Origin of the sequence: Paraburkholderia sp. GAS82 (assembly GCF_050436285.1) — a bacterium.
Classification (GTDB): domain Bacteria; phylum Pseudomonadota; class Gammaproteobacteria; order Burkholderiales; family Burkholderiaceae; genus Paraburkholderia; species Paraburkholderia phenazinium_B.
The window spans coordinates 36,329-61,467 of record NZ_JBNDLX010000018.1; the positions used below are offsets into that span (position 1 = coordinate 36,329).

At 62.2% G+C, this 25,139-nt stretch carries 25 protein-coding genes and 1 pseudogene; 18 read left to right on the plus strand and 8 right to left on the minus strand.

The window, feature by feature from the left end; all coding sequences use genetic code 11:
- Nucleotides 1-76: 76 nt before the first annotated feature.
- A complete protein-coding gene (locus P3T17_RS36690) occupies nucleotides 77-1,138 on the minus strand; it encodes an alkene reductase (RefSeq protein WP_429411836.1) in 1,062 nt (353 codons plus the stop codon).
- 84 nt (nucleotides 1,139-1,222) lie between these two features.
- The gene (locus P3T17_RS36695) at nucleotides 1,223-1,525 is read right to left on the minus strand and encodes an ArsR/SmtB family transcription factor (RefSeq protein WP_074268189.1); all 303 of its coding nucleotides are present in this window, start codon (nucleotides 1,523-1,525) and stop codon (nucleotides 1,223-1,225) included.
- A 263-nt stretch (nucleotides 1,526-1,788) separates the two neighbouring features.
- Here P3T17_RS36695 and P3T17_RS36700 point away from each other — a divergent pair, with 263 nt between their 5' ends.
- Nucleotides 1,789-2,109 (plus strand): DUF4148 domain-containing protein, encoded by a 321-nt coding sequence (locus tag P3T17_RS36700; protein WP_429411838.1) that lies wholly within the window; start codon nucleotides 1,789-1,791, stop codon nucleotides 2,107-2,109.
- Nucleotides 2,110-2,402: 293 nt separating this feature from the next.
- Here the strand turns inward: P3T17_RS36700 and P3T17_RS36705 are convergent, their stop codons facing one another.
- Both P3T17_RS36705 and P3T17_RS36710 read right to left on the minus strand, forming a co-directional pair.
- Complete coding sequence (locus P3T17_RS36705) at nucleotides 2,403-2,636, minus strand: hypothetical protein (RefSeq protein WP_074268191.1); 234 nt, start codon at nucleotides 2,634-2,636, stop codon at nucleotides 2,403-2,405.
- 95 nt (nucleotides 2,637-2,731) lie between these two features.
- On the minus strand, nucleotides 2,732-3,196 hold the full coding sequence (locus P3T17_RS36710; protein ID WP_429411840.1) for an Lrp/AsnC family transcriptional regulator: 465 nt from the start codon (nucleotides 3,194-3,196) through the stop codon (nucleotides 2,732-2,734).
- A 134-nt stretch (nucleotides 3,197-3,330) separates the two neighbouring features.
- On the opposite strand from P3T17_RS36710, the gene P3T17_RS36715 reads away from it, so the two are divergent.
- Together P3T17_RS36715 and P3T17_RS36720 are read left to right on the plus strand one after the other, a co-directional pair.
- On the plus strand, nucleotides 3,331-3,960 hold the full coding sequence (locus P3T17_RS36715) for a LysE family translocator (RefSeq protein ID WP_074268193.1): 630 nt from the start codon (nucleotides 3,331-3,333) through the stop codon (nucleotides 3,958-3,960).
- 137 nt (nucleotides 3,961-4,097) lie between these two features.
- On the plus strand, nucleotides 4,098-4,418 hold the full coding sequence (locus P3T17_RS36720; RefSeq protein WP_074268194.1) for a YnfA family protein: 321 nt from the start codon (nucleotides 4,098-4,100) through the stop codon (nucleotides 4,416-4,418).
- A 102-nt stretch (nucleotides 4,419-4,520) separates the two neighbouring features.
- On the opposite strand, the gene P3T17_RS36725 is transcribed toward P3T17_RS36720, so the two are convergent.
- On the minus strand, nucleotides 4,521-5,027 hold the full coding sequence (locus P3T17_RS36725; RefSeq protein ID WP_429411842.1) for a DUF1993 domain-containing protein: 507 nt from the start codon (nucleotides 5,025-5,027) through the stop codon (nucleotides 4,521-4,523).
- 307 nt (nucleotides 5,028-5,334) lie between these two features.
- On the opposite strand from P3T17_RS36725, the gene P3T17_RS36730 reads away from it, so the two are divergent.
- The 4 genes from P3T17_RS36730 to P3T17_RS36745 all read left to right on the plus strand — a co-directional run bounded on the left by P3T17_RS36730 (nucleotide 5,335) and on the right by P3T17_RS36745 (nucleotide 10,184).
- Complete coding sequence (locus P3T17_RS36730; RefSeq protein WP_429411844.1) at nucleotides 5,335-6,891, plus strand: S53 family peptidase; 1,557 nt, start codon at nucleotides 5,335-5,337, stop codon at nucleotides 6,889-6,891.
- Between the two features lie 154 nt (nucleotides 6,892-7,045).
- Nucleotides 7,046-8,701 carry a S10 family peptidase gene (locus tag P3T17_RS36735; RefSeq protein ID WP_429411846.1) on the plus strand — a complete coding sequence of 552 codons (1,656 nt, stop codon included), beginning with the start codon at nucleotides 7,046-7,048 and terminating at the stop codon, nucleotides 8,699-8,701.
- 120 nt (nucleotides 8,702-8,821) lie between these two features.
- On the plus strand, nucleotides 8,822-9,436 hold the full coding sequence (locus P3T17_RS36740) for a hypothetical protein (RefSeq protein WP_429411848.1): 615 nt from the start codon (nucleotides 8,822-8,824) through the stop codon (nucleotides 9,434-9,436).
- Nucleotides 9,437-9,917: 481 nt separating this feature from the next.
- On the plus strand, nucleotides 9,918-10,184 hold the full coding sequence (locus P3T17_RS36745) for an RNA recognition motif domain-containing protein (protein WP_429411850.1): 267 nt from the start codon (nucleotides 9,918-9,920) through the stop codon (nucleotides 10,182-10,184).
- A 149-nt stretch (nucleotides 10,185-10,333) separates the two neighbouring features.
- Here the strand turns inward: P3T17_RS36745 and nadE are convergent.
- Nucleotides 10,334-11,184, minus strand: a pseudogene (gene nadE, locus P3T17_RS36750) (ammonia-dependent NAD(+) synthetase).
- 414 nt (nucleotides 11,185-11,598) lie between these two features.
- Here nadE and P3T17_RS36755 point away from each other — a divergent pair.
- Nucleotides 11,599-12,537, plus strand: coding sequence for a L,D-transpeptidase (locus P3T17_RS36755; protein ID WP_429411876.1), 939 nt, complete (start codon nucleotides 11,599-11,601; stop codon nucleotides 12,535-12,537).
- 46 nt (nucleotides 12,538-12,583) lie between these two features.
- Here P3T17_RS36755 and P3T17_RS36760 read toward each other — a convergent pair whose 3' ends face one another.
- Both P3T17_RS36760 and P3T17_RS36765 read right to left on the minus strand, forming a co-directional pair.
- Nucleotides 12,584-13,465, minus strand: coding sequence for a DMT family transporter (locus P3T17_RS36760; protein ID WP_429411852.1), 882 nt, complete (start codon nucleotides 13,463-13,465; stop codon nucleotides 12,584-12,586).
- A gap of 129 nt (nucleotides 13,466-13,594) precedes the next feature.
- Nucleotides 13,595-15,154: an ABC1 kinase family protein gene (locus tag P3T17_RS36765; protein WP_429411854.1), complete on the minus strand. Its 1,560-nt coding sequence runs from the start codon at nucleotides 15,152-15,154 to the stop codon at nucleotides 13,595-13,597.
- 156 nt (nucleotides 15,155-15,310) lie between these two features.
- Here P3T17_RS36765 and P3T17_RS36770 point away from each other — a divergent pair, with 156 nt between their 5' ends.
- From P3T17_RS36770 to P3T17_RS36815, 10 genes are all read left to right on the plus strand, one after another.
- Nucleotides 15,311-16,066, plus strand: coding sequence for a DeoR/GlpR family DNA-binding transcription regulator (locus P3T17_RS36770; RefSeq protein WP_074269403.1), 756 nt, complete (start codon nucleotides 15,311-15,313; stop codon nucleotides 16,064-16,066).
- Complete coding sequence (locus P3T17_RS36775; protein WP_429411857.1) at nucleotides 16,059-16,457, plus strand: hypothetical protein; 399 nt, start codon at nucleotides 16,059-16,061, stop codon at nucleotides 16,455-16,457. Before P3T17_RS36770 ends, P3T17_RS36775 begins: the two co-directional genes overlap by 8 nt.
- A 162-nt stretch (nucleotides 16,458-16,619) precedes the next feature.
- A complete protein-coding gene (gene phnS, locus P3T17_RS36780; protein WP_074268202.1) occupies nucleotides 16,620-17,714 on the plus strand; it encodes a 2-aminoethylphosphonate ABC transporter substrate-binding protein in 1,095 nt (364 codons plus the stop codon).
- A 117-nt stretch (nucleotides 17,715-17,831) separates the two neighbouring features.
- On the plus strand, nucleotides 17,832-18,932 hold the full coding sequence (gene phnT, locus P3T17_RS36785; RefSeq protein ID WP_429411859.1) for a 2-aminoethylphosphonate ABC transport system ATP-binding subunit PhnT: 1,101 nt from the start codon (nucleotides 17,832-17,834) through the stop codon (nucleotides 18,930-18,932).
- Nucleotides 18,907-19,833, plus strand: coding sequence for a 2-aminoethylphosphonate ABC transporter permease subunit (locus tag P3T17_RS36790; RefSeq protein ID WP_429411862.1), 927 nt, complete (start codon nucleotides 18,907-18,909; stop codon nucleotides 19,831-19,833). The genes phnT and P3T17_RS36790 overlap by 26 nt, the downstream gene beginning before the upstream one ends.
- Nucleotides 19,833-20,696 (plus strand): 2-aminoethylphosphonate ABC transport system, membrane component PhnV, encoded by an 864-nt coding sequence (gene phnV, locus P3T17_RS36795; RefSeq protein WP_429288671.1) that lies wholly within the window; start codon nucleotides 19,833-19,835, stop codon nucleotides 20,694-20,696. The genes P3T17_RS36790 and phnV overlap by 1 nt, the downstream gene beginning before the upstream one ends.
- Nucleotides 20,697-20,774: 78 nt before the next feature.
- On the plus strand, nucleotides 20,775-21,521 hold the full coding sequence (locus tag P3T17_RS36800) for a phosphonate utilization associated transcriptional regulator (RefSeq protein ID WP_429411864.1): 747 nt from the start codon (nucleotides 20,775-20,777) through the stop codon (nucleotides 21,519-21,521).
- A 22-nt stretch (nucleotides 21,522-21,543) separates the two neighbouring features.
- A complete protein-coding gene (gene phnA / locus P3T17_RS36805; protein ID WP_429411866.1) occupies nucleotides 21,544-22,812 on the plus strand; it encodes a phosphonoacetate hydrolase in 1,269 nt (422 codons plus the stop codon).
- The gene (phnY, locus tag P3T17_RS36810; protein ID WP_429411868.1) at nucleotides 22,809-24,260 is read left to right on the plus strand and encodes a phosphonoacetaldehyde dehydrogenase; all 1,452 of its coding nucleotides are present in this window, start codon (nucleotides 22,809-22,811) and stop codon (nucleotides 24,258-24,260) included. The genes phnA and phnY overlap by 4 nt, the downstream gene beginning before the upstream one ends.
- A gap of 4 nt (nucleotides 24,261-24,264) precedes the next feature.
- Entirely contained in the window at nucleotides 24,265-24,825 is a 561-nt protein-coding gene (locus tag P3T17_RS36815; RefSeq protein WP_074268207.1) for a phosphonate degradation HD-domain oxygenase, read from the plus strand.
- Nucleotides 24,826-25,139: the final 314 nt, after the last annotated feature.

The window sequence follows — 25,139 nt, forward strand, 5'->3', positions numbered from 1 at the left end:
CCGCCGCACGTTCAGGCGTGACTTGCGCTCATTGCAACGCGCGGTCCAGTGCCTGTTGCAGCACGTGTTCCTACGCTTATTCCACCGTTTCCAGCGCCGGATAATCCGTGTAACCCTCTTCGCCTTCGGCGTAGAACGTCGCCGGATTCGGCTGGTTCAGCGGCGCATTCAGTTCGAAGCGGCGCGGCAGATCCGGATTAGCGATGAACAGTTGACCCCACGCCACGGCATCCGCTTCGCCTGCGTCGAGCACCTGTTGTGCGGACTCCTTGGTGAATCTTTCGTTGGCAATGTACGGGCCGCCGAATGCCGCCTTCAGTTGCGGGCCGAGGCGGTTCTCGCCGAGCGCTTCACGTGCCGCGATAAACGCAATCTTGCGCTTGCCGAGTTCACGCGCGACATAGCCGAACGTCGCTGCGGCGTTCGAGTCGCCCATCGTGTGTGCGTCGCCGCGCGGTGCGAGGTGCATGCCGACGCGATTCGCGCCCCAGACTTCGATACACGCATCCACCACTTCGAGCATCAGGCGAGCGCGATTTTCGATCGGGCCACCGTATGCGTCGGTGCGCTGATTCGTGCTGTCCTGCAGGAACTGGTCGAGCAGATAGCCGTTCGCGCCATGCACCTGAACGCCGTCGAAACCAGCGGCCTTGGCATTTTCAGCACCCTTGCGGTACGCCTCGACGATGGCGGGAATCTCGGCCAGATCGAGCGCACGCGGCGTCACAAACGGACGCTGCGGACGCACGTGACTCACGTGGCCTTGTGGCGCGATTGCGCTCGGCGCAACCGGCAGGTCGCCGTTCAGGAAGATCGGGTCCGACACGCGGCCGACGTGCCACAACTGCAGGAAGATCTTGCCGCCCGCCGCGTGAACCGCGCTGGTGACAAGCTTCCAGCCTTCAATCTGTTCCTGCGACCAGATACCCGGCGTTGCCGCGTAACCCACGCCCTGCGGCGTGACCGAGGTGGCCTCGCTGATGATCAGGCCGGCCGAGGCGCGCTCGGCGTAGTACTTCGCCATCAGTGCGTTCGGCACGCGGACGTCGCCCGCGCGTTGACGCGTCAGCGGCGCCATGATGATGCGGTTTTGCAGCGTGAGATCGCCAATTTGCAGCGGGTCAAAAAGCGTCGGCATAAGTATTCACCTTTCCTGGCGGGCAGCGGCCCGGGACAATAAGAACAGCGTGATGAAAGAAGCGCGGCGAGGCAGACGCACGCGTCAGAGATCCGTGTTCATGTGCTCGAGAAACGCCTGGATGACGGGCTCGTTGCGTTTGAAAAACACCCACTGGCCGACCCGCTTCGACGTGACGAGGCCGGCGCGCTGCAATGCGGCCAGGTGCGCCGACACGGTGGACTGTGACAGTCCGCAACTCGCGTCGATCTTGCCGGCGCACACGCCGTGATCGAGCGGCAACTCCTGATCGGCGAAGTGCGCTTGCGGGTCCCGCAGCCGCGCCAGAATCTCGCGGCGGATGGGATTGGCTAGCGCCTTGTGGATCGCGTCGATGTCGATGGTCATCAATGAGGTTTCAGTCATGAACAGCGGTACAGGGGCCGAAGCGGCCCGGCATCTGCATCGCAACGGAGCGAATTATATATCGGATATTTGCGATATGCGTCAAGCCACTACTGTTCATGAGGTTGATTGACGCCCGCAGATCAGGGGCGCGATGCCACGTATTCGGATACATTGACGGTTCCCATGCTGAGGTTTGATTGGGAATCGTATGAAGCATCAACGAGAGATGTCTTTTAGATCCTGCATTCGACTGGAGATAATCAATGAGCTTTTCACCTTCGAAGAAAATGGCTGTCCTCCTCGCATCGGCCGCACTCATGATCGGATCGGCTGCACCTGTGTTCGCCCAAAGCAGCGGGGGCGCTTCCGGCGGCGACGCAGCCGCTGCGCCGGCGACCCCGGCGTCGGCAACCACCAAGGCTCAGCGAAAGGCGGCGCGCAAGCAGGCGCGGGCGAAGAAAAACGCCGAATTGAAGAAACTGGAGGCGAACGGCTATAACCCGTCGCGCAATGATCCCAACTATCCGACAGACCTGCAGAACGCGGAGAAGAAGGCGGGGGCCGGTCAGGCTGCGAGTCAGTAAAAGCGGGTAAGGGCGGGCGCGTTGTGCTTCACAACGACGCCTGTTTTAGCACGTGCATCAATCGCCCTTTTTCCTGCGGGCGCTCGGCATGACGCGGACGGAGGGCGAGCGCACAAGTAGGTGATGGACGGGTCGTCAAGCGCGGATTAAAGGGAGTAGGGCAGGCGCATGAACGCAACTAACGGTCAAGCCCGCCGGCGCCACCCGAATTCGCGGCGGGCGGGGACGCGATCCAAAGCCTCCTCCACCGCGCGAACCTCAGCGGCTACGCAAGATTGCGACAGCTAAGCCACTCACCGGTTGCCGTCAAGCAGATCTCCGAGCAATTCGTCGAACGCTGCTTGCGCATCTTCCAGTTCCTGCAGTGCCGCGTCGAAGGTCTGCAGCGCAAATTGCGACGGTCGCCCTTCGCCGGTGGGCGGAAATTGCGACTGCAGGGAAGTGAAAGCCGACTGCACGCGTTGTGTGGCAGTCAGTACGCGCTCCATCGCGCGCGATTCTTCGGCTCGCGCCTGTTCGTGATTCATCGAGAAAACTCCGTGGTTCATCCGGCGAGAACGTCATGCCGTGCCGTACCGGCGACTATGCCACGACTGGTGGGCGGCGCGCACCATGCCACGGATCAGACGAACGGCAGGCCGCCATTGGACTTGATTTCGCGTAGCGACAGCGAAGATTCCACGGATGTCACACCCGGCAGGCTGCGCAGTTCGTCACGCATGAACGTGCCGTAGTCATCGAGATCGCGCGCCACCACTTGCAGCACGTAATCTGCGCTGCCCGACACGTTATGACACGTGAGGATGCGGGGAATCGCCTGTACTTCGTGCTCGAAGCGGGTCGCCACCGCGCGATCGTGCACCGCGAAGCGAACATAAACGAACGCGACTACGCCGAAGCCGAGCGCCGAACGCGACAGCATGGCCCGGTACCGCTCGATATAGCCGGCGCTCTCGAGACGCTTTAGCCGACGAGCGCAAGGGGTCTCGCTGAGGCCGACAGCCTCGGCCAGCCGGGCGTTGGATATGCGGCCGTCATTTTGCAGCGCGGCCAGGATCGCGCGGTCGATTTTATCGAGGTCGTCCATGGAGAGGGGAAAGATCTGCTGGATTCCGGAATGTTAGCGCATTCCACCAGTGTACTGAGATTCGTCTATGTAAATCGCCAGAAAACCCTCGTACTTCGACAGCAAGATAGAGCCTTGATAAACGTGAGGCTCCTATGATTTCCGCACACCTTCTGATCGTCTTCGTCGCTGCATTGCTTATCGTCTACGCGGTGCCAGGGCCGGACATGGCGCTCTTGCTGCAGACAAGCATCGGACGCGGCGCACGCACCGGATTTGCTACCGCGGGCGGCCTCGGCCTCGCACGGGCGACCCATGTGACTCTGTCGGCGTGCGGGGTCGCGGCGCTGCTGCGTAGCGCGCCATGGCTCTATGAGGTGGTGAGGTACGGCGGTGCCGTCTATCTCGCATGGATCGCCGTACAGATTTTCCGCTCGCCGGTGTTCGCGTTGCCCGAGGGCGGCGTCGCGACGGGTGGGCCGCGGCCGCTGCGGACCGCCTTCGTCAAAGGCCTGCTCACCAATCTGCTGAATCCTAAAGCGCTGCTGTTCTGCTCGGTGCTGCTGCCGCAGTTCGTGCGGCCGGAAGCAGGGCCGGTCGCGTTGCAGATGATCGAACTTGGCGTGATCCTGGTCGCTATCGGCGCATGTTTCGACATAGCCTGTGCGATTGGCGCTGCGCGTATTGCAGGCTGGATGCGCTCGCATCCTCTCGCGCAAACACTGCAGCGCTGGACGTTCTCCGCTGCCTTGATCGGTTTCGCGTTGCGTCTGTCGCTTGACTAGCCGCGCGTACGCCATTGATTGCACATGGCCGGGGTGCCGTGAGTGAGGTGATTATGTTAATAAAGGCGATAGACTCGAGCGCGCCTCGCGCGCCGTGGTCTGTCCATAACCAATCACCATCAAAACCTCGCCGTTGAATGAAGACCTTTCTGCTGTACGTCCTGACCGCCGTCGCCGAGATTCTCGGCTGCTATCTGCCGTGGCGCTGGCTGAAAGAGGGCGGCTCCGCATGGCTGCTCATACCCGGCGCGCTCAGTCTTGCCGCGTTTGCGTGGCTGTTGACGTTGCATGGCGCGGCCGCCGGCCGTGTGTATGCCGCTTACGGCGGTGTGTACGTCGCGGTGGCGATCTTGTGGCTGTGGTGCGTCGAGCAGGTGCGGCCAACACTCTGGGATCTGGCCGGTGTCGCGTTCACGCTGGCTGGGATGGGGATCATCGCATTCCAGCCGCGTGTTTGAGTTCGCGGCCGGCACGACTTTTTATGCCGTGTGAGTAGCTGCCTGGCACGCCTGACGCTCCGCCAAGGCAGCCCCTTCACCGGCTGACTCTAACAACTGGCGTTATCGTGCGCCGAGATAGTCGAGTTTGCCGAGTTCGACGCCGTTGTGACGCAGGATGTCATACGTCGTCGTGACGTGAAAATAGAAATTCGGCAACGCGAACTGCAGCAGATAGTTGAGGCCTGTGAACTCAACCGGCCCATTGCGCATTTTCAGCGTGACGGTGCGTTCTTCCGAGCCGTCGATCTGCGCCGCATTGAATTCCTTCAGGTAATCAATCGTTTTCTGGATACGAGCCTGCAGCTCTTCGAACGTCACCTCGACGTCGTCGTACTTGGGCGGCTCCACGCCGGCGAGACGTGCGGCGCAGCCCTTGGCTGTGTCGGTCGCGATATAGACCTGACGCACGAGCGGCAGCATGTCCGGGAAGAGCCGGGCGCTGACAAAAATTGACGGGTCGATCTGCTTTTCTGCCGCGTGCGCCTCGGCCTTGCCGAGAATGCTTTGCAGGCAGGTCAGACCGCGCACCAGCACGGGCACGGAGGCTTGATACATCGAAATTGACATGGAACTTTCCCCTGATTCGCTCAGATTCTCTGACGCACGTGCGGGATTGCCGCACGAGACAACGTAACGACTGGTTCGCCGCTGCAGCATCATAGCGCGGCCCGCGTGACGCATCCAGGACATAGCCATCCGGACAACTGTTACGCGCGCTGGAACTGTGTTCGAATGGATCTGTCGGACGGCTTGATGATGTCCATGCAACCAGAACCCTGCGCGGGTTGCGCTGCAACCTGAATGTGTCACGAGGCGCATGCCCGCCGGGACCAACGCGCAGCCGCACGGCGGCGCACCGAGGAGTATCGAAACTATGGCCAAGCATCCCCTGCAAGGAAGTGAGCGCACGGTAGCGGAAGGTTCAAAACTCATCGGGCAATGCGATCCGGCTGAACGGATCGAAGTCCACGTCGTCCTGCGCCGTCACGCGCAGGAGCAATTCGACGCGTTGATCGCCAGGATCGAAGCGGGCGACTCCAGTGTCAAGCCTTTGTCACGCGAGGCCTTCGCCAAAGAGTTCGGTGCCGCGGCGGAAGATATCGAGAAGGTCAAGGCCTTCGCAGCACAATCGGGCCTGACCGTGGAGCGTGAGAATCCCGCTGCCCGCACTATTGTGCTTTCCGGCACCATTGCGCAGTTTCAGGCCGCCTTCGACGTCGAGTTGCATCATTACGAGCATCAATCAATCGGCCAGTATCGCGGCCGAACCGGCGTCATCAGCGTGCCCGGCAACCTTGCGAACGTCGTGACAGCCGTGCTCGGGCTCGATAACCGGCCGCAGGCGCGTCCGCATTTCCGCATCCGGCCGCCGATCCGTTCGGCCAATGCACAAGCCTCGGGTGCGTTCACACCACTGCAGGTCGCGGCGCTGTATCAATACCCGCAAGGCGACGGGAGTGGCGAGTGCGTCGGCATCATCGAGCTTGGCGGCGGCTATGAGACGTCCGATCTGAGCACCTATTTTTCGAATCTCGGCGTGACTGCGCCTACCGTGGTCGCGGTGAGTGTCGACAAAGGCAAGAACAAGCCCACCGGCGACGCAAGCGGTCCGGACGGCGAGGTGTCGCTCGATATCGAGGTGGTCGGTGCAATCGCGCCAGGCGCGAAAATCGCGGTCTATTTCACGCCCAATACCGACACCGGTTTTATCGACGCCGTGAGCAACGCCGTTCACGACACGACCAACAAACCGTCGGTCATCTCGATCAGTTGGGGCGGCCCGGAGTCGTCATGGACAGCGCAGTCGCAGCAGGCGTTCAACAGCGTGCTGCAAGCCGCTGCAACCATGGGTGTGACGGTTTGCGTGGCCTCCGGCGATAGCGGCTCGAGCGACGGCACGAGCGGCAATGTGGTCGATTTTCCCGCCTCGAGTCCGTACGTGCTGGCATGCGGCGGGACCAAGCTGACTGCCTCGGGAACAAAGATCTCCCAGGAGGTGGTGTGGAACGACGGTAGCCAAGGCGGCGCAAGCGGCGGCGGTGTGAGTACCGCATTTCCCGTCCCGACCTGGCAAGAGGGTTTGTCTTCCACGAATGCATCCGGTGCGAAGACGGCATTGACAGGGCGTGGCGTGCCCGACGTAGCGGGAGACGCGTCGCCGGAGACCGGCTATGACGTGCTGATCGATGGGTCCCAAACGGTAGTTGGTGGCACGAGCGCGGTGGCGCCGCTGTGGGCCGCGCTGATTGCCCGCATCAACGCGGCTAACGGTTCGCCAGTCGGCTTCGTCAATCCGAAGCTGTATGCCGCGACGAGCGCGTTTAACGACATCACGCAAGGCAACAACGGCTCGTACGCTGCTTCGGCGGGCTGGGATGCGTGTACCGGACTTGGCAGCCCCAATGGTCAGAAGATCGCTGCGGCACTATAGTCTGTAGTCTCGCAAGCACGCGCCCGATGAACCTGGCGTGTGCTTGCGGTGTTGTTGTTGCGAAGGTTATTGCAAAGAAGGTGGTGCGTGGTTCGAGACAGCGTCCGTATGACGCCTAGATGACGAAAATGACGTAAAACGAGATGGAGCGATCATGACCAACACCGAGTCAGCTTCCGGCAGTCCGCAGTCGTCCCACAATTCTCATGCTGCTCCCGCCAAGGCGGCCGCGACCGCGGCGCAGAAGTCAGGAGATCAACCGTTTTTCGATCCTGTTGCCTATGGCAACGGACCCAACGATTCCGTCACCGATACCACCGAGAATGCTGCGATCACGAAGCATTCGATTGTGATCGGCGGTCGCAAGATTGCCTACACCGCGACGGCAGGTCACCTGGTGACAGTGGATCCGAGCAGCTCGGTACCCAACGCCAAGATGTTCTACGTGGCTTTCACGGAGGACAACCAGAAGGAAGAAACGCGCCCGGTTACCTTTTTCTACAATGGCGGCCCGGGGTCGTCATCGGTATTCGTGCTGCTCGGCTCGTTTGCGCCGCGCCGTATCAAGACGGCAATGCCGAGTTTCACGCCGCCCGCACCCTATACGCTGGAAGACAATCCCGATAGCCTGCTCGACAAAAGCGATCTGGTTTTTATCAATCCCATCGGCACGGGGTATTCGGCGGCAATCGCGCCCAGCACGAACCGCAATTTCTGGGGCGTCGATCAGGATGCCACCTCGATCAAGCAGTTCATCAAGCGCTTTCTGACGAAGAACAACCGCTGGAATTCACCGAAGTATCTGTACGGCGAATCGTACGGTACGGCTCGCAGCTGCGTGCTGGCCTATATGCTGCACGAAGATGGCGTCGATCTGAACGGCATTACGCTGCAGTCGTCGATACTCGACTACACGCAGTCCGGCAATCCGGTCGGCGCCTTGCCGACGGCCGCCGCGGATGCGTGGTATCACAAGAAGCTCGGCGTTGCGCCCACTCCGACCGATCTCGGCGCGTTCGCCGAGGAGGTCGCCCAGTTCTCGCGCACGGACTATCTCGCCGCCTTGCGCAAGGTGCCCGCCACGGATGCGGCGACAGTCGAGAAGCTGAGCGAATACACCGGCATCGACAAGGCGACGCTGCTCGCATGGAGCCTCGACATTGCGGCTTATGACAGCCGTGGCAACTCGCTGTTTCTGACCACGCTGCTGAAATCGAAGGGGCTTGCGCTCGGGGAATATGACGGCCGGGTGACCGCGATCGAAACCGGCATCGCGGGGAAAATCGACCCGAACTCGGGCGGCAACGACCCGACCATGACGGCAGTGACAGGCGTCTACACAAGCATGTGGAACGTCTATCTCAACGAGCAGTTGCTCTATACGTCGAATTCGGCGTTCACGGATCTGAACGACCAGGCGTTCCAGTACTGGGACTTCAGCCATATCGATCCGACCGGCGCGCAAAAGGGCGTGGACGCGAAGGGCAACGTGATTCTGTACACCGCGGGCGATCTTGCTGCGGTCATGGCGCTCAATGTGGACCTGAAGGTGTTGTCGGCGAACGGCTTCTTCGATTTCGTCACGCCGTTTTACCAGACCGTGATCGATCTGCAGAAGATGCCGCTCGTCAGCCCGCAGGTGCGTCAGAACCTGTCCGCGCGTTTCTATCCCTCTGGGCATATGGTCTATCTCGACGGCGCTTCGCGTACGGCGCTGAAAGCGGATCTGGCCAAGATGTATGAGGCAACGGTGTCGAACACAGCCGCGGTGGCCAGGATTCGCGACTTGCAGGCTCGCAGGCCGAGCTAGGCGGTTTCGGCGCTGACCAGGTGCTTGCCGGTCAGCGCCGATTTTCCACCGCGATACCGAGTGTGCTTTAATTGCCCTGCGAATTTAACCATTCCGCGCCAAGGCCTGGCGCGCCACCGAATGAATCAAGGAAAGGCAGGCAGACGTGGCGGATCGCTGCGCAGTAGACAATTTCATATTTTGCGCGCGCTGAAAGGCGCCTATGACAGTCGTGCCGCCTGGGTATTGCGTCTGGGCGCGGTGGTGGTGTTCGGTGCGCTTGCGGGACTGCGCACGGGCGAGGCGGCCGCGCAGGACGCCACCATGCTGGATGAGCGCGTCACCCAGCAATCGATTGCCGATACGATCTGCCGGCCGGACTATGCGGACGCCGTGTCGCCTCCACTTGATGTGATGATGCAGCACAAGGCCCATCTGCTCGCCGAGCGCGGTATCGATACGGACGCCGGGGCCGACTATGCGATCGACCGCCGCGTGCCGGTCCTGCTTGGCGGTTCGCCCGATGCGCCCGCCAATCTCGATCTGCTGCCGTGGGCCGGGACGAGTGGCGAGCGTCGCAAGGCACGTTTCGTCGTGCATCTCAAACGGTGCGTGTGCGAAGGCAAGATGAGCCTGAGCGTCGCGCAGGCTGCCATTGTCGGCAACTGGTCTGCCGCGTATGCGGGATTCGGCCGGGACTCGTGCGACGTGACCGGTCTCAACGTCGCGACCGGCACCCGCGATAGCGAGCCCTGACGCACCGCTCGCACGATGCGTCAGGCCGGCTACTTCTCCCTCCCGCTTACCCCCGTTCTTCTGTGCGCTTGGCCCAAAAACGTTGCGGTTGGGCCAAACAGCGCGTGTATAGGTATTTTTGTTTGCGTTTATTCAGGTACAGTGCATTGGTGGCTTTTGACAACGTCCGTAATGACCGATACCCGTCAACAGTTTATTTCGCTTTCCAGCGTGATCCGGTCAGCATGACTGCTGGCGGGATAGCGGGAATCGAACTTGCTCATAGCAACGTGTGGTATTGGATTTGCGAGCGCTTCTGTCTATCCTGGTAACAGGACGAAACTCGAAGGGGAGATTTCAAATGATTGCCTTTTATCTGTCATTGGCTGTACTTGGGACAGCCCTCATCATGAGTGCTGCCGCGCAAACCAGGAAACGCGCGAGCCTTCAGCCGGTACGCATACGTAGCACGGAGCGCCGCGGGCGCTGAGGTAACGCCGCCATGAACCTGTTCGTCCGGAATATCGCCGAATCATGCTCCGAGCAGCAAGTTCGCGAGTTTCTCGAGCATGAACTAGGGCACTACGCGAAAAGCGTAACGGTTCATGAGATCGGGACGCCTGAAGCGAACGCGACCGTCGAGTTGGAGACGGATGGACCGTACGTCGGCGAGGTCATCGCTCGGGAACTGCACGGCAAGCATCTGGCGGGGGTGCCGCTGGAAGTGAGCAGCGAGTTGTTCCGGGAAGAGGAACCGCCCGCAGGCTGAGCGGTTCGATCCTTGAACCCGTTGCGGCCTTCGCCAGCGCCTGGGGTGTCGGGAACGTCTGCGGCTTCGCTTGTGTGCGGCGGATAGTCCAGAGGTCCGCAACCGTCACCCGGTTGCGGCGCGCCGCATCGCACGCGCACCCCGTCCGTTCACGCCTGCTCAGGCCAGTCGAACGGCGTATAAGGCAACGCGCGTTTGTGACGCGTGTTTTCATAGAAGCGCAGCACCGTCTCGCGAGCCGCAGCGCTTACCGGCTTGCCTTCCAGAAAATCATCAATGTCGTTGTACGGAATGCCATAGGCATCTTCGTCAGGACGTTGCGGACGCAACATTTCCAGATCGGCCGTCGGCACCTTGTGCGCGAGCGAATCAGGGGCGCCTAACGCGCGGGCCACTGCGCGCACCCGACGTTTATTGAGGCCGGCGAGAGGCAGGATATCCGCGCCGCCATCACCGAACTTGGTGAAGAAGCCCATCACCGATTCGGCCGCATGGTCAGTGCCGATCACGACGCCTCCACGTGCCCCCGCCACTGCATACTGCGCAATCATGCGTTGCCGCGCCTTGATGTTGCCATGCACGAAATCCTTGTGGGCATCGTCCGTGAACGGGATGCCCGCTGTGCCCAGCGACGCGAGCATGGCGTCGGCCGCCGGCTTGACATCGATCGTCAGTGTTTCGTCGGCGCGAATGAGGCGAGTGCCTGCTGCGCATCCGCTTCGTCTTGCTGCACACCATAAGGCAGCCGGATCGCAACGAAATGTGCGGCGTACTGCTCTGTGCGCAGGCGCTCGACGGCAAGCTGCGCGAGACGCCCGGCCGTCGTCGAATCGACGCCGCCGCTAATGCCGAGCACATACGTCTTCAGACCGCTCGTTCGCAGGTAGCGCGCGAGGAAGGCGATCCGCCGCTCGATCTCCTCTTCGGCCACGAAACTGTCCGTGACATGCATCTCCCTGGCGATAAGCCGTTGCCGTTCGACCGGATCGTGTTGCGTCATGTTTCTTCCCCTGCAAATGGATTGCTCGAAGTATGCGGGCGCGCCCACTTCCCGTTACCGGTTTAACGGCGGATTTTCCGCTTAAACTCACTTCGACCGTGGATTTAAATACGCTCGCGCGTCGTTGCGCCAATGTCGCCTATTCAATGGATCACCTGTTGAAATTGGGTAGCGCTGTTATCGACAGTAACGGATGTCCTGAGTAGTATCCTGTTAATCTGTACGCTGCATGAGCCGCTTGGCGGGTAATGATAAGCAGGTTTGCTCAAACACGCGATGAACGAAAAAAAACGGCTCGACCAGCCCGCGGAAAGTGACGCGATCCATTGGGTAGAAATTAATCGAAACGCCGCTGAGAGGGCGTTACATGTCAGGGATACATGCCGTGCAGCGGTTGCCAAATCAGGTAGCAAACTGGTTGTCGCGACAAATGCCATATTGCGGGCTGCCGCATTAGTCAGCGCATTATTTGTTTTAACTTACAGTTTCTCTTTCGCGGTCGGCGAGCAAAAGAGCGAGCCTGCTGCGCCGGCGGATATCACAGCCTCCGCAGTCGCGGCACCGGACGCGGCAGGCGTGGTGGATCCCCATCGGGCGATGCTGCTGCGTGCAATGTTCGCGCGCGATGTCACGCGTCGCTTGAACGTGCCCGCAGCGGCGCAACAGGAATACGGCCAACGTCTTCAGACGGCGCTTGAACAGAATCAGCTTGGCAATCTGTCGGGCGAGTATGTCGTGCTGGTCGATCGGAACGCCAACGTTCAGGCGCTCTTCATCTATTTCCGTGCGACGCCATCCGACAAATGGCTGATGATCGGTGCGTCACCGGTCGCGACCGGCCGGCCGGGCGAGTTCGATCACTTCATTACGCCGCTGGGCGTGTTCGAGCACACCCCCGACAATATGGATTTTCGCGCTGAAGGCACGATGAACGAGAACGGCATTCGCGGCTACGGCAAACGCGACATGCGGATCTTCGATCTCGGCTGGGCGCAGGGCGAACGCGGCTGGGGCAAGGGCGGCATGTCGCAGATGCGATTCCAGATGCATGCGACCGATCCAGACAGGCTTGAACCGTTGCTGGGTGTCCGTCATTCGAAAGGTTGTGTGCGGATTCCCGCGTCGCTCAATGTGTTTCTCGACCACTACGGTATTCTCGATGCGGAATACGAGGCGCTGGTCGAGTCGGGCAAGCCGCTCTGGGTGCTGCATTCAGACCGTCAGGTGACGCCGTGGGCGGGCCGTTACATTGTCGTCGTCGATTCGGAGCGCAAAGCGCGCCCCGCATGGTCGCCGGCGCCGGGCAGTAAAGCTCGTGCGAAAGTGCCGGCCGCGGGGGACACGGCTGACTGAGGTGTGCGGCCAGAAAGACGGGCCACACTCCGCTCCGCAAGCTGCGCTACGAACGGGCCAGCAACACCCCCAGCAGCGCGACCACGAACCCGGCGATCTGCACCGTCAGCAGTGTTTCGCCGAAGCCGATATATCCTTCGATCGCCGCAAGAGGCGGCGCCAGAAACATCAGCGCGGTGGCCCGCGCGGCGTCGCCGCGCCGGACCATCCACACGAGCAGCGTCACGCTGATGCCGGAAAGCATCACGATGCCCCAGGCAAGCGACCCCCAAAGAGTGGTTGAGGCGACCCAGCGATGCTCGCCCAGCGCCAGCGCGAGCACTGCCGCTACGGCGGCGGCGCCGAAGTTCTGTACGGCGCTGGCGCTGCGAATGTCGGCCCGCGCGAGCGAAGTCTTCTGAAACAGCGTACCTGCCGTGATTGCCCCAATCGCCAGAATCGACACGGCGACCACGAGCCAGCTCGGTGCGTTGCCGTGCGCTATGCGAGATGCATGCGGCGCAGCCGCGCTGAGTTTGGGCTGCAGCACGAGCACGACGCCGGCGAGTCCGAGCCCCATGCCGGCCCAGCCGCGCCGCGACAGACGCTCACCGAAAAGCGGGACCGCCACGGCCGCAGTCAGTAGCGGCTGCAGTGCGCCGAGCAAGGCCATCACGCCGGCGCTCAGACCTTGCGCGACGGCCCAGTATCCGGCGCCGAGATAGACTCCCTGCAGCAATGCGCCGGCCAACAGATGTTTGCCGAGGTCGCGTCCCGTCGGCCAGGCGGCGCGCGCGAGAACCGCGGCCAGCGCGAACAGCAGGGCAGTGCCGCCAAAGCGAGCGAGCAGGAACAGGTTGGGATCGGCGAACGGCGTGATTGCGCGGGCGACCACGAAGCCGGTCGACCAGAGCACGACAAAGACAGCAGCGATGAGGGTAGCGAGCATGGACGGCGTGAGCAGCGGCGTAAAAGGCTCGCAGTATTGCGCGGTGCGTCAGGCGTGTCTTGTTCGAGGCTGCACTCTGGGCGCAACGAGGGTTTCACTCGCGCTTTGCCGCCTCACCGTCGCATGGCTCTACCGCGTCAGCAATACCGCTCCCGCTCCCAGCAGGCCTCCGCACACGGCGCATGCCCACAGCAAAAACCTCGTACGCCGGTACTCGATGCCGATCTCGCGCAGCAATTGCGTATGCTGCCGGGAGCCCGCCGCATCGTGCTGACGTTGCAGATAGCGCACCGCGAGCTGTGGCAGGCGCGGCAGCATGTGAGCGAGATGCGGCACTTCCTGCGCGATGCGCTTGATCCAGCCGCGATGGTCGATGTCGCGCTGCGCGATGCCGGCCAGCACCGTGCGCGCGACATTCCACGTATCGACGCCGGGATGCAGCGCGCGTGCCAGCGCTTCGGCCTGTTGGAACGAGCGCTGGGCGGTGGCCAGCCGGGGTGAGACGGTGCCGCCTTCGAAGGGCAGCACCGAACGCAGCAGATGATGAAACAGCGCCCCCGCCGTGCGGTCTTCGGGTTCCGCGGCGAAATGCGCCTCGCTGCGCCGCCGCAGCTCGGCTTCCAGCACTTCCGTGCGCGTCGTCGACTCGACGTGGCCGGCCTCGCGATGCAGGTCGGCAAGGCGGCCGTAGTCCTGCTCGAACATGGCGGTGGCGCCATGCACGAAGAATTCCCGTTCGTGCGAGGACAGGCTCGACATCACCGCAAACTGCGCCAGCACGATCCGCCCGAGCGTCTCGGGTTCGACGCTGACGCGCACATGCTCGGCATCGAAAGTCGCATGAAAGAAGCCGTGCTCGAAAGCCTGCTCGGTGACGACTTCAACGATGTGGGTGGCAAGCGGCGCGAGCTTGATGCGATGCTGGAGCAACCCGGGCAGATTGGTCGCGGCCACCGTGTCGAGATGCTGCACCGCCAGGGTCTGCGCGGTGCACAGGTCCCAGATCACGTCCGGCACCACAAGCCGTTTGTCACCGTCGAAATGATGACCGGTCTGGCTCAGATTGGCGGCTTCGGCGCGCAGGTCGAAGCGCCGCAGCACATCTTCGGTGAACGACTGGGCGAGCGCGCGGACCTGCAGGCGACGCGCGTCGCGGGAAAACTTTTCCAGCCAGCGCGCCACCCAGCGCAGCAGCGCCAACTCGTCGCCGATCTGTTCGACCTGCGCTGCGCGCACGAACTTGATCGCGATATCGCGGTGGCCGTTCACCGGTTCGGCGAGGCGGGCGAGGTGGGTCTGTTCGGCGAAGCCGCTGCGTGCCGGCAGCAGATCGACGCGTGTGAAGAGCCCGGTGAGCGGTCGTCCGAGCGCGCCGGCCAGCGCCGGCTCGACCTCATGCGGCGGCAGCGGAGCTTCCATGCGGCCGATCGCGTCGAAGGCATCGTGCAGGGTGCCGGTGGCGAGTTCCGGGCGTTCGGCCAGGGACTGCATGAACGTGCTGGCGAGCGGCCCGAGCGTGGGCAGCAAACTGTGCAGGCTATCGCGGCCACCCTCGGTTGCATGCACACGCTTCACGAGCGTGATCATCCAGTGAAGCTTGTGCTCACGCGGCGCTGCGAGCCAGATCAGGCGTGCGCCGAAGCGCAGCGCATGGAAAAGCAGCAGTGACCGGCGAAGCAATGGCGGCATGAGTAGATCGTAAGACACGGCGCGCGTCGGGCGACGCGCTACCTGGACCGTCAGGTTAGCAGGGAAGCGCGGGAATAGGGGAGCGCCCAGGGCGATCGCGTACTACAATACCGCGGCCTCCTGAACCTATATGTGCCGCTCGCCGGCCGTCTATCGATGCTCGCAGAACAACGTCATCAGTACATCCTCGCGCAAGTGACCAAGAATGGCGCGCTGTCGGTGGCTGAGCTGGTGCGCGAACTGAATGTGTCGCGCGAAACGATCCGCCGCGATCTGAATACGCTGGCCGCCCGCGGCCTGGTGGTGACCACCCACGGCGGCGCGCTGTCGGGCGACCGGCGCGAACCCGATCTCGATGTACGCGAAGCGGCCAATGCCGGCGCGAAGCGGGCGATCGGCGAGCGCGCGGCCGATCTGGTGCCGGACGGTGCATCGCTCATCATCGATTCGGGCAGTACCACCCAGGCCGTCGCGCGGGCGCTGACGGGGCGCCACCGGCTCACCGTCTATACGAACGACTGGCGTATCGCGCTGCTGCTTGGCCGTCGCAACGAGAACCGGGTCACCCTGCTGGGCGGCGAGCTCTCGGAGAACGAGGACGCCACTTTCGGCCTCGACACGGTTTATCAGCTGACGCAGTATCACGCGGACTTCGCCTTTGTCGGAGCAGGCGGCATCTCCGCAGATGCCTGGCTGACCGACTACACGCGCATGGCCGCCGAAGTGCGCAGCCGGATGATCGCTGCCGCCAACCTGGCGGTGGTGGTGGCGGATAATTCGAAGTTCGGGCGTGTCACGCCGGTGCGGATCAACGGGTTCGAAAGCACCCGTTATCTGGTGACCGAACTCGCACCGGACCGTACGCTTGCCAAGGCTATCGCCACGCGCGGGCCGGAACTGCTGATTGCGTGACGTCGTTTGTCTGATCGCGACGCACGGTATCAGCGTGCCACTTACCCGGGCGCTGCGCTTTCGTCTGACGTTCAAACTCAAAAACGCGCGCCAGGGCGCCTCACTGGAGCCCCGTGCGCCCGCCGGTTTGCGGCAATGCGAGGGGCGAATGCGTCGCGTCGGTAATCAGGTGCTTGCCGTGCCGCTGACATACTGCGGCGATATCGTCGAATGGATCGGGCAGGGCTTCTGGACGCACTGCTTTGAACAATCTCCGTTTGCATATTATTGGCGAATTGTGTCGTTTGTTGGAAATAGCCAGAATGGTCACGGCGCTGTCACGCAAACCTGCAATCCTTGCCGTGCCCGTTCAGGCAAGGCAGGCAGCGCCAAAGTGTCAGGTTGGCTGTAAGTCTGGCTGGAAAGAAGCAGCAAGGTTGTCAGCAATCTGCAATCGCACGAACCTGACAGCCGCTGCGGGCGAATTCAATCGGCGCGGCGCTACCGCCGTCAAATCACAACAGGTATCGGGTTATCCCGACCGTCTGGTTTTTTGCCTTTCGGAGAGAGCGACATGAAAAAGACGAATCACCTTCGCGCGACGGCCAGCATTGTCCGCAAAACCTTGCCGGCACTGGTTGCGGCTGCTGCATTCGGCGGCGCTGCGCTGCCGGCCCATGCCGCCGACGCAGTCGTGCTGTACACGGCCGATGGCCTCGAGAACCTCTACAAGGACGTGCTGCCGGGCTTTGAAAAGCAGGAAGGCGTCAAGGTCAATATCGTCACGGCGGGTAGCGGTGAAGTGGTGAATCGCGCGACCATCGAAAAGGATGCGCCGAAGGCCGACGTGCTCGTCACGTTGCCGCCGTTCATCCAGCAGGCGGATCAGGCTGGTCTGCTGCAGGCATACCAGAGCGCCAACTACAAGAACGTGCCGGCCATCGCCAAGGCGCCGAATGGTACGTGGGCGACCTTCGTGAACAACTACTTCTCGTTCGCGATCAATCCGGATGTCGTGAAGACCGAACCGAAGACGTTCGCCGATCTGCTGCACCCGGATTACACGGGCAAGATCGCTTACTCGAACCCGGCGACCGCCGGCGACGGCATGGCCGTGATCATCCTCACGACTTCGTTGATGGGTGAAGACAAGGCGTTCGACTATCTGAAGAAGCTCGAAGCGAGCGCCAAGTTCCACACCAAGGGCACCGGCTACCTCGACGTGCTGCTCTCGCGCAACGAAATCTCGCTCGCCAACGGCGACCTGCAGATGGATCTGGACGACCAGGCCAATGGCGGTCTATCGCTCAAGCCGATCTTCCTGGCAGCAGCGCCTGGCGGCAAGCCGACGACTTTCCAGTTGCCGTACGCGATCGGTCTGATCAAGAACGGCCCGAACCAGGCTGAAGGCAAGAAGCTGATCGACTACCTGATGTCGAAGGACGTGCAGGCCAAGGTGCCGGATATCTTCGGCATTCCGGGCCGCACTGACGTGCCGCTGGCCGGCAAGAACGGCGAAGCGGTGAAGCAGGCGATTGCCGGCGTGAAGCTGATTCCGGTGGACTGGACCCAGGTCATGGCGAAGAAGGCTGACTGGACCGCACGTTGGAAGAACGACGTGATCGGCGATTCCGGCAAGCAGGTTGAAGTCGTCAAGCCGGCGCAGTAAATCGCTTGTAGTACGCCTCGCAGGACGCGTGACGGTCGGCCCATGCTGTTGAGTTGACCCGCCGCACGCGCGCCGCGAGGCCTTCACCCGCAAGACCCTAGTTGGAGGATGAATCCGGTGAATACCGCAACTCTTGCCCCTGGCGCGCTCGGCGCCTCACCGGAGGCGCTCGCTGCGGCGCAACCGGGCACGCCGGGCGGCGTGCAGATCGAGCATCTGACCGTGCGTTTCGGTACGCGCACGGTGCTCGATGACCTGTCGCTTAACATCGAGCGCGGCGAATTGCTGACTGTGCTCGGCCGCAGCGGGTGCGGCAAGACGACGTTGTTGCGTTTCATCGCCGGATTCATCGAAGCGGATGGTCTCGCCGGCACCTTGACGGTGGCCGGTCACGATCTCACGCATGTACCGCCTCACAAGCGCAATCTCGGCCTGTTGTTCCAGAGCTATGCGCTGTTTCCTCATCTGTCGGTGTTCGAGAATGTGGCGTTCGGTTTGCGCGCGCGGCGTGAATCGTCCAAGGAGATCGCCCGCCGTGTGGCGGATGCGTTGAAGCTCGTGCAGCTTGGCGATTCGGGCCATGTCATGCCGGCACAATTGTCGGGCGGCATGCAGCAGCGCGTGGCGCTCGCGCGTGCGCTCGTGATCGAGCCGGATGTGCTGTTGCTCGACGAACCGCTTTCCGCACTCGATGCCAATCTGCGCGCCTCGGTGCGTTCCGAACTGAAGGCGCTGCATGAGCGTCTGCCGAATCTCACCATTGTTTGCGTGACGCACGATCAGGACGACGCGCTGGTGTTATCCGACCGTACGCTGCTGATGCGCGAAGGTCACATTGCGCAGCTCGGCACACCGCAGCAACTTTATGATCAACCGAACGACGGCTTTGTGGCGCGTTATCTCGGCGCAGCCAATCTGCTGCCGCCGCACGTCGCGTTTCCGCTCGGCGATTCGCGCTACAACGAACGTGAGCGGGTGGCCTGCCTGCGTCCCGAAGCGCTGCGGATCGTGCCGCTCGGCGAAGGGCACCTGCACGGCATGATCAGCTCGGTCGAGTGGTATGGCGCGGTGCTGTCGGTGTCCGTCGTGCTCGACGCGATGCCCAGCGAGCCCGTGCTCGTCACGATGCAACGCGGCCACGGCATGCTGCCCGAGAAGGGCGCGCGTATCTCCTTGCGCTATGAGGCAGACGATGTCGTCCTTATCAACCCCTGGTAGTCCCGACGCGCTCGGCGACGCGCGGCGCGCGGCCACCTTCGCTTCGCACGCGGCTGCGGTACGTCGTCGAGAACGTGCGGCGCAGTGGCAACTGGTGTTCCTCACCGTGGTGGTGCTCGGACCGCTGGTGATCTATCCGCTGGTGCGACTGCTTTTATTGAGTCTGACCGGGCCGCATGGCGGCTTCGGTTTTCAGGCGTACGCGGCGTTTTTCAGCAATCCTGACACGCGCGGCGTGGTCGGCACGACGCTGTGGATCCTGTTCGCAAGCGCGGGTCTGGCGTCGCTGCTCGGTGTGGCGCTCGCGTCGATGCTGTTCTTCAAGCCGTTTCCCGGCGCGCGGCTCGTCACGCGTTTTCTTGAACTGTTCGTTGCCTTTCCGTCGTTCCTTGTCGCCTTCACGTTGATCTTTTTATACGGCTCGCAAGGTTCGGTCAGCATCGGCTTGCAGCGGCTCTTTCATCTGCAGGCGCCGCCGCTCGATTTCCTGTTCGGCGTGGGCGGCGTGATTCTCGCGGAAGTGGTGTTCTACGCGCCATTCGTGGTGCGCCCGACGCTCGCCTCGTTCGCGACCCTCGACATGCGCCTGATCGAAGCCGCCCGCAGTCTCGGCGCGAATGGCTTGATGGTGGCGTTCAGGGTGATCCTGCCGCTTGCATGGCCGGGCATCGCAGCCGGCACGATCCTGTGCTTTCTGCTGACGCTGAACGAGTTCGGTATTTTGCTGGTGCTAGGCAGTGCGCATCTGATCACGCTGCCGGTTGCCATCTACAGTTCCGCGACCGTCGACCTGGATCTGCCGACCGCGGCCGCCGGCGCTGTCGTGATGCTGATGATGTCTCTGTCGCTGTATGCGTTGTACCGCCAGGTCAACCGCCGCAAGGTTAGAGGAGCACGGTAATGGCCGTCGAACTGGATCCCACTGTCTTGCCGGTCATGCACAAGCGTGCGCGTCCTGTGCAGCGTAGCCTCGCCACGCGCGTCGCAGGTGGTGCCTTCATGGCGTTCGCCGCGTTGCTGTGCTTCTGGCTGTTCGTATTGCCGGTGGTGGTGGTGGCGCTATCGAGCGTGGCCGCTCACTGGTCCGGCACGATCTTGCCCGACGGTTTCAGCATGCGCTGGTTCGAGCGCCTCGGTTCGAGCGATTTCGATGCGCTCAGTACGAGTCTCGAGATCGGCTTTGGCGTGGCGGTGCTTGGCACCATCCTCGGGCTCTGGCTGGCGCTGGCGCTCGAAGGACGCGATCGTCGCGGACTCGGTGCGTTCGTCGATACGATCGCGATGATGCCCAACGGGGTGCCGAGCGTGGTGCTCGGGCTGGCGGTGCTGATTGCATATCACAAGCGTCCGCTCGATCTGTCGAGCTCGGCCGCGATTGTGGTGCTGGTGCAGCTCGCGCTAGTCCTGCCGTTCTGCTACCGATGTGCCGCCGCGGCGTTGCGCCCGGAACTGACCATCCTGCGCGAGGCAGCTGCCAGCCTCGGCGCGCCGCCGTCGATGGTGCTGCGCCGGGTCGTCCTGCCGCAACTGGTGCCGGCCATCCGCGCGAGTCTCGCGCTCGGTTTCGCGCTTTCGCTCGGCGAACTCGGCGCCACGCTGACCGTGTATCCGCCGGGATTTGCGACGGTGCCGATCGTCGTGGTCGGTCAGGTCGAGCGCGGCTATTACCTGCCGGCCTCGGCCCTCTCGCTGATTCTGCTGCTTGTCTCGCTCGCGGCGCTGCTGTTGATTGCCGCACGGGTTCCGCGCCGCCGGGCCGACTGACCCGCGGATTGCCCTGACTTCCGGTGTTGAACGTCAAGTCGGCGTTCAACGCATGTTGATGTGGCAAAAAATGTCAAAATGACCGAAAATATGGAAACAGCATCCGCCGATCCGATTGACGTTGTACGCCGGCATTCGCTCACCGCGTTGGTGCGCGACGAGATCGAGCGCAACATCGTTGATGGCGTGTTGGCGCCCGGCGCGAAGCTCAACGAGGCCGACTGGGCCGCGCGGCTACAGGTTTCGCGAGGGCCGGTGCGCGAAGCGTTCCGCGCGCTGGAGCAGGCCGGACTCGTCACGACCGAAAAGAATCGTGGCGTGTTCGTGCGGGTGGTGTCGCTCGCGGAAGCTGACGAGATTTATGCCGTGCGGGCCGTGCTTGAAGAGGCGGCGTGCCGGATGCTGGCGTCGAGCATCGACGCGGCGCAACTGGCGGGTTTGCGCACGCAGATCGACGCCATGCGCAGCGCGCTCGACGCGCAGGATCACGACGCCTACGCACGGGCCAATGTGGCGTTTCACGACGGCATCGTGGTGGCGGCGGGTAATGGCAAGCTGTATGAGACGTACCGGCGTCTCGTGGGTGAGTTGAGTCTGTTCCGGCGCGCCGCGCTGGTGGTGCATGCCGACGCGATGGAGCGCTCGCTGGCCGAGCACCGCGCCATCCTGAAGGCGCTGGCATCGCGCGATGCCGATCGCGCTGCTGCGCTGATGCATGCGCATGTCAACGGTGGGTTGCAGCGCGCGCACGAAGCCTGTGAGTCGGCTGGACAACGCAGTGTGCTGGTGCCGTCGTCAGTTCCAATCGACGCAGAACGCGCGTAATCGACGCGCAAGGAAGGAAACGATGTCTATTCAGTCCGAGCAGAGCGAGCGCAGCATCGCGGTGAATGGCCGTGCTTACCGGCTGTCGTCGTCGCAACCGGTGGTCGTGGTGTGCGTCGACGGTTGCGAGTACGACTACCTCGAGGCGGCGGTTGCCGCAGGCGTCGCTCCCTTTATTGGCAAGATGATGAAAGAGGGCACCGCGCTCAAGGGCGATTGCGTGATTCCTTCGTTCACCAACCCGAATAACCTGTCGATTGTCTGCGGCGTGCCGCCTTCGGTGCACGGCATTTGCGGCAACTACTTCTGGGACCCGCAGGCCAACGGCGGCGAGGGCGCGGAGGTGATGATGAACGATCCCGCTTACCTGCGCGCCGGAACGTTGCTGGCAGCGGCGGCGCAAGCGGGTGCTGCGGTTGCTGTAGTGACGGCCAAGGACAAGTTGCGTCGTCTGCTTGGCTGGCAACTGAAGGGCATCTGTTTCTCCGCAGAGAAGGCGGATACGGTGACGCTGGCAGACAACGGCATCGCGGATGTGCTCGATCTGGTCGGTTTGCCAGTGCCCGATGTGTACAGCGCGGGGTTGTCCGAATTCGTCTTCGCCGCGGGCGTGCGTCTTGCGGAAACGCGCAAGCTCGATCTGATGTATCTGTCCACCACCGACTACATCCAGCACAAGTGGGCGCCGGGTACCCAGGGCGCGAACGATTTCTACGCGATGATGGATCGCTATCTTGCACAGCTTGATGCGCTTGGCTGGGTGATCGGTTTGACGGCCGATCACGGCATGAACGCGAAGCACAATCCGCAGACTGGCGAGCCTAATGTGATCTATCTGCAGGACGTGATGGACGAATGGCTCGGCGCACACAAGGCTCGGGTGATTCTGCCCATCACGGATCCCTATGTGGTCCACCACGGCGCGCTGGGCTCGTTTGCAACCATCTATCTGCCGCATGATGTGAACGTGAGGCAGGTGATCGAACGGATTGGCGGTCTGGATGGCGTGGAGGTCGTGCTGGACAACCGCGCGGCGTGTGAGCGCTTCGAGTTGCCGAATGACCGCGTCGGCGACATTGTCGTGGTCAGCAAGCGCGATGTGGTGCTCGGCACGCGGCGCGACGAGCATGATCTTTCGGGCCTCACGGTGCCGCTTCGTTCACACGGTGGCATCTCCGAGCAGGAAGTGCCGTTGATTTTTAACCGGCATCTTCAGGGTCTTTCGGACGGCAAGCGCTTGCGAAACTTCGACGTGTTCGACCTCGCGTTGAACCACGTGGCGGCATCATGAACGCGGTGCTGACGGACCAACCCGCGTTTCGCGTCGAAGCGCTGCGCCTTGAGGGCGAGCGTTGTTTGCGCGAACGCACACTCGACGTGTTCGATCCGTACACCGGATTGCGCGTCGGCACGGTGCCGTTGGCAAGCGTCGATGATGTGCGCGCGGCGTTTCAGTACGCCGGCGCATATCAGTCGAAGCTCACGCGCTACGAGCGCTCACAGATTCTCGAGCGTGCGGCGGTTTTGCTGCGTGAGCGCGCCGAGGTGGCTTCGGATCTGATCTCGCTCGAATCGGGCCTGTCGAAGCAGGACACGCGGTACGAGATCGGACGTGTGGCCGATGTATTCAAGTTCGCGGCGATCGAAGCGTTGCGTGACGATGCCCAGAGCTTTTCATGCGATCTGACGCCGCACGGTAAAAAGCGTCGGGTGTTCGCGCAGCGTGAACCGCTGGCGGGCGTGATCGTCGCGATTACGCCGTTCAATCACCCGATGAACCAGGTGGCGCACAAGATTGCACCGGCCATTGCGACCAATAACCGTGTTTTGTTGAAGCCTTCGGAAAAGGTGCCGCTATCGGCTTTCTACCTGGCCGATATTCTTTATGAAGCAGGTTTGCCGGAGCCTATGCTGCAGGTGTTGACCGGTGACCCGCACGAAATCGCCGATGAACTGATTACGCATCCGCTTGCGGAACTGGTGACGTTTACGGGCGGCGTGGCGATTGGCAAATATATTGCTGCGAAAGCAGCGTACCGACGCGTTGTGCTAGAGCTGGGTGGCAACGATCCGTTGATCGTGCTGGAAGACGCTGACCTTGAACGCGCTGCCACGCTTGCTGTTCAGGGGTCCTACAAAAATTCGGGTCAACGCTGCACGGCTGTCAAGCGCATGCTTGTGCAAAAGAGCGTGGCCGCGGAATTTACCGAACGCGTGGTGGAAATGACGCGTGCATGGTCCTACGGTGACCCGTTCGATCTTGCGAATCAGATGGGTACCGTTATCGATGAGGCCGCAGCGCAGCTTTTCGAAGCGCGCGTCAACGCGGCGGTGGCCCAAGGCGCGCGTTTGCTAACGGGCAACCAACGCTCGGGTGCGCTTTATGCGCCGACTGTTATCGACCGGGTGGACCCGGCTATGTCTCTGGTTCGCGAAGAGACCTTCGGGCCGGTTTCGCCAATCATTACCTTCGACACGCTCGACGACGCGATCCGGATCAGCAATGACACGGTGTTCGGTCTGTCGTCGGGCGTGTGTACGAACCGTCAGGATGCGATCACGCGATTCATCAACGAATTGCGGGTCGGTACGGTGAATGTGTGGGAAGTACCGGGATACCGGATCGAGTTGACGCCGTTCGGCGGCATCAAGGATTCGGGCCTGGGTTACAAGGAAGGGGTACAGGAAGCCATGAAGAGCTTTACCAACCTCAAGACGTTTTCATTACCTTGGGAGTGATGTCGTGGCTTTGAGTCTTCATGATATTCGTACATTGTTTGAGCAGTACGGCAACGTCGCCTATAGCGGCGAACCGGTGACGCAGCTGGAGCACGCGCTGCAGAGTGGGGCGCTGGCTGAAAAGGAGGGCGCAAGCGATGAACTGGTCGCTGCTGCTTTCCTGCATGATCTTGGGCATTTGCTGAACCGCTTCGGCGAGACGCCTACCGCACGTGGTATCGACGATCTGCATCAGTATTTCGCGTTGCCGTTTCTGCGTCCTGTATTGCCGGATGCGGTGTTGGAGCCGATTCGTCTGCACGTCGACGCGAAGCGTTGCCTGTGCGCAATCGACGATACGTACTTTGGACGCCTCTCGGCTGATTCTGTGCGCAGTCTTGAATTGCAGGGCGGCATCTTCAGCAGGCAGGAAGCGGATGAATTCCTCAACAAACCTTTTGCGGAAGACGCGCTACGCGTGCGCCGCTGGGACGATCTCGCCAAAGAGGCGAACCGCGCGACCCCTGACGTGGATCATTACCTGGATGTCGTGGAACGGGTGATGGAGACGCACGCTACGGCGTGATCGGGGTACTTCATTTCTGTGGTTATGGCGGCCCTGTGATGTGAGCGTCGCTTACGTTCGCGGCTGCGTTTTCACGTCCCTTTCCTAGTGTGCAAATAGCGCTTGCAAGCCATGTGCTGTGTCGCTAGAATCTCGTTCTTTCGCGCTTCGGACACCGGAGCGCGGGGAGCGGGAGAGCCAGCAGTGGCAAGGCTTTCGGCGAGTCGGGCAGGTCAGGCCGGTGCAAAAAACCTGTTGACGACGTAGCGGAAGTTCTTCATAATCTCGTTTCTCTGCTGCTGATGCAGCGACGCAGAACGAAGCGGTACCGAAGG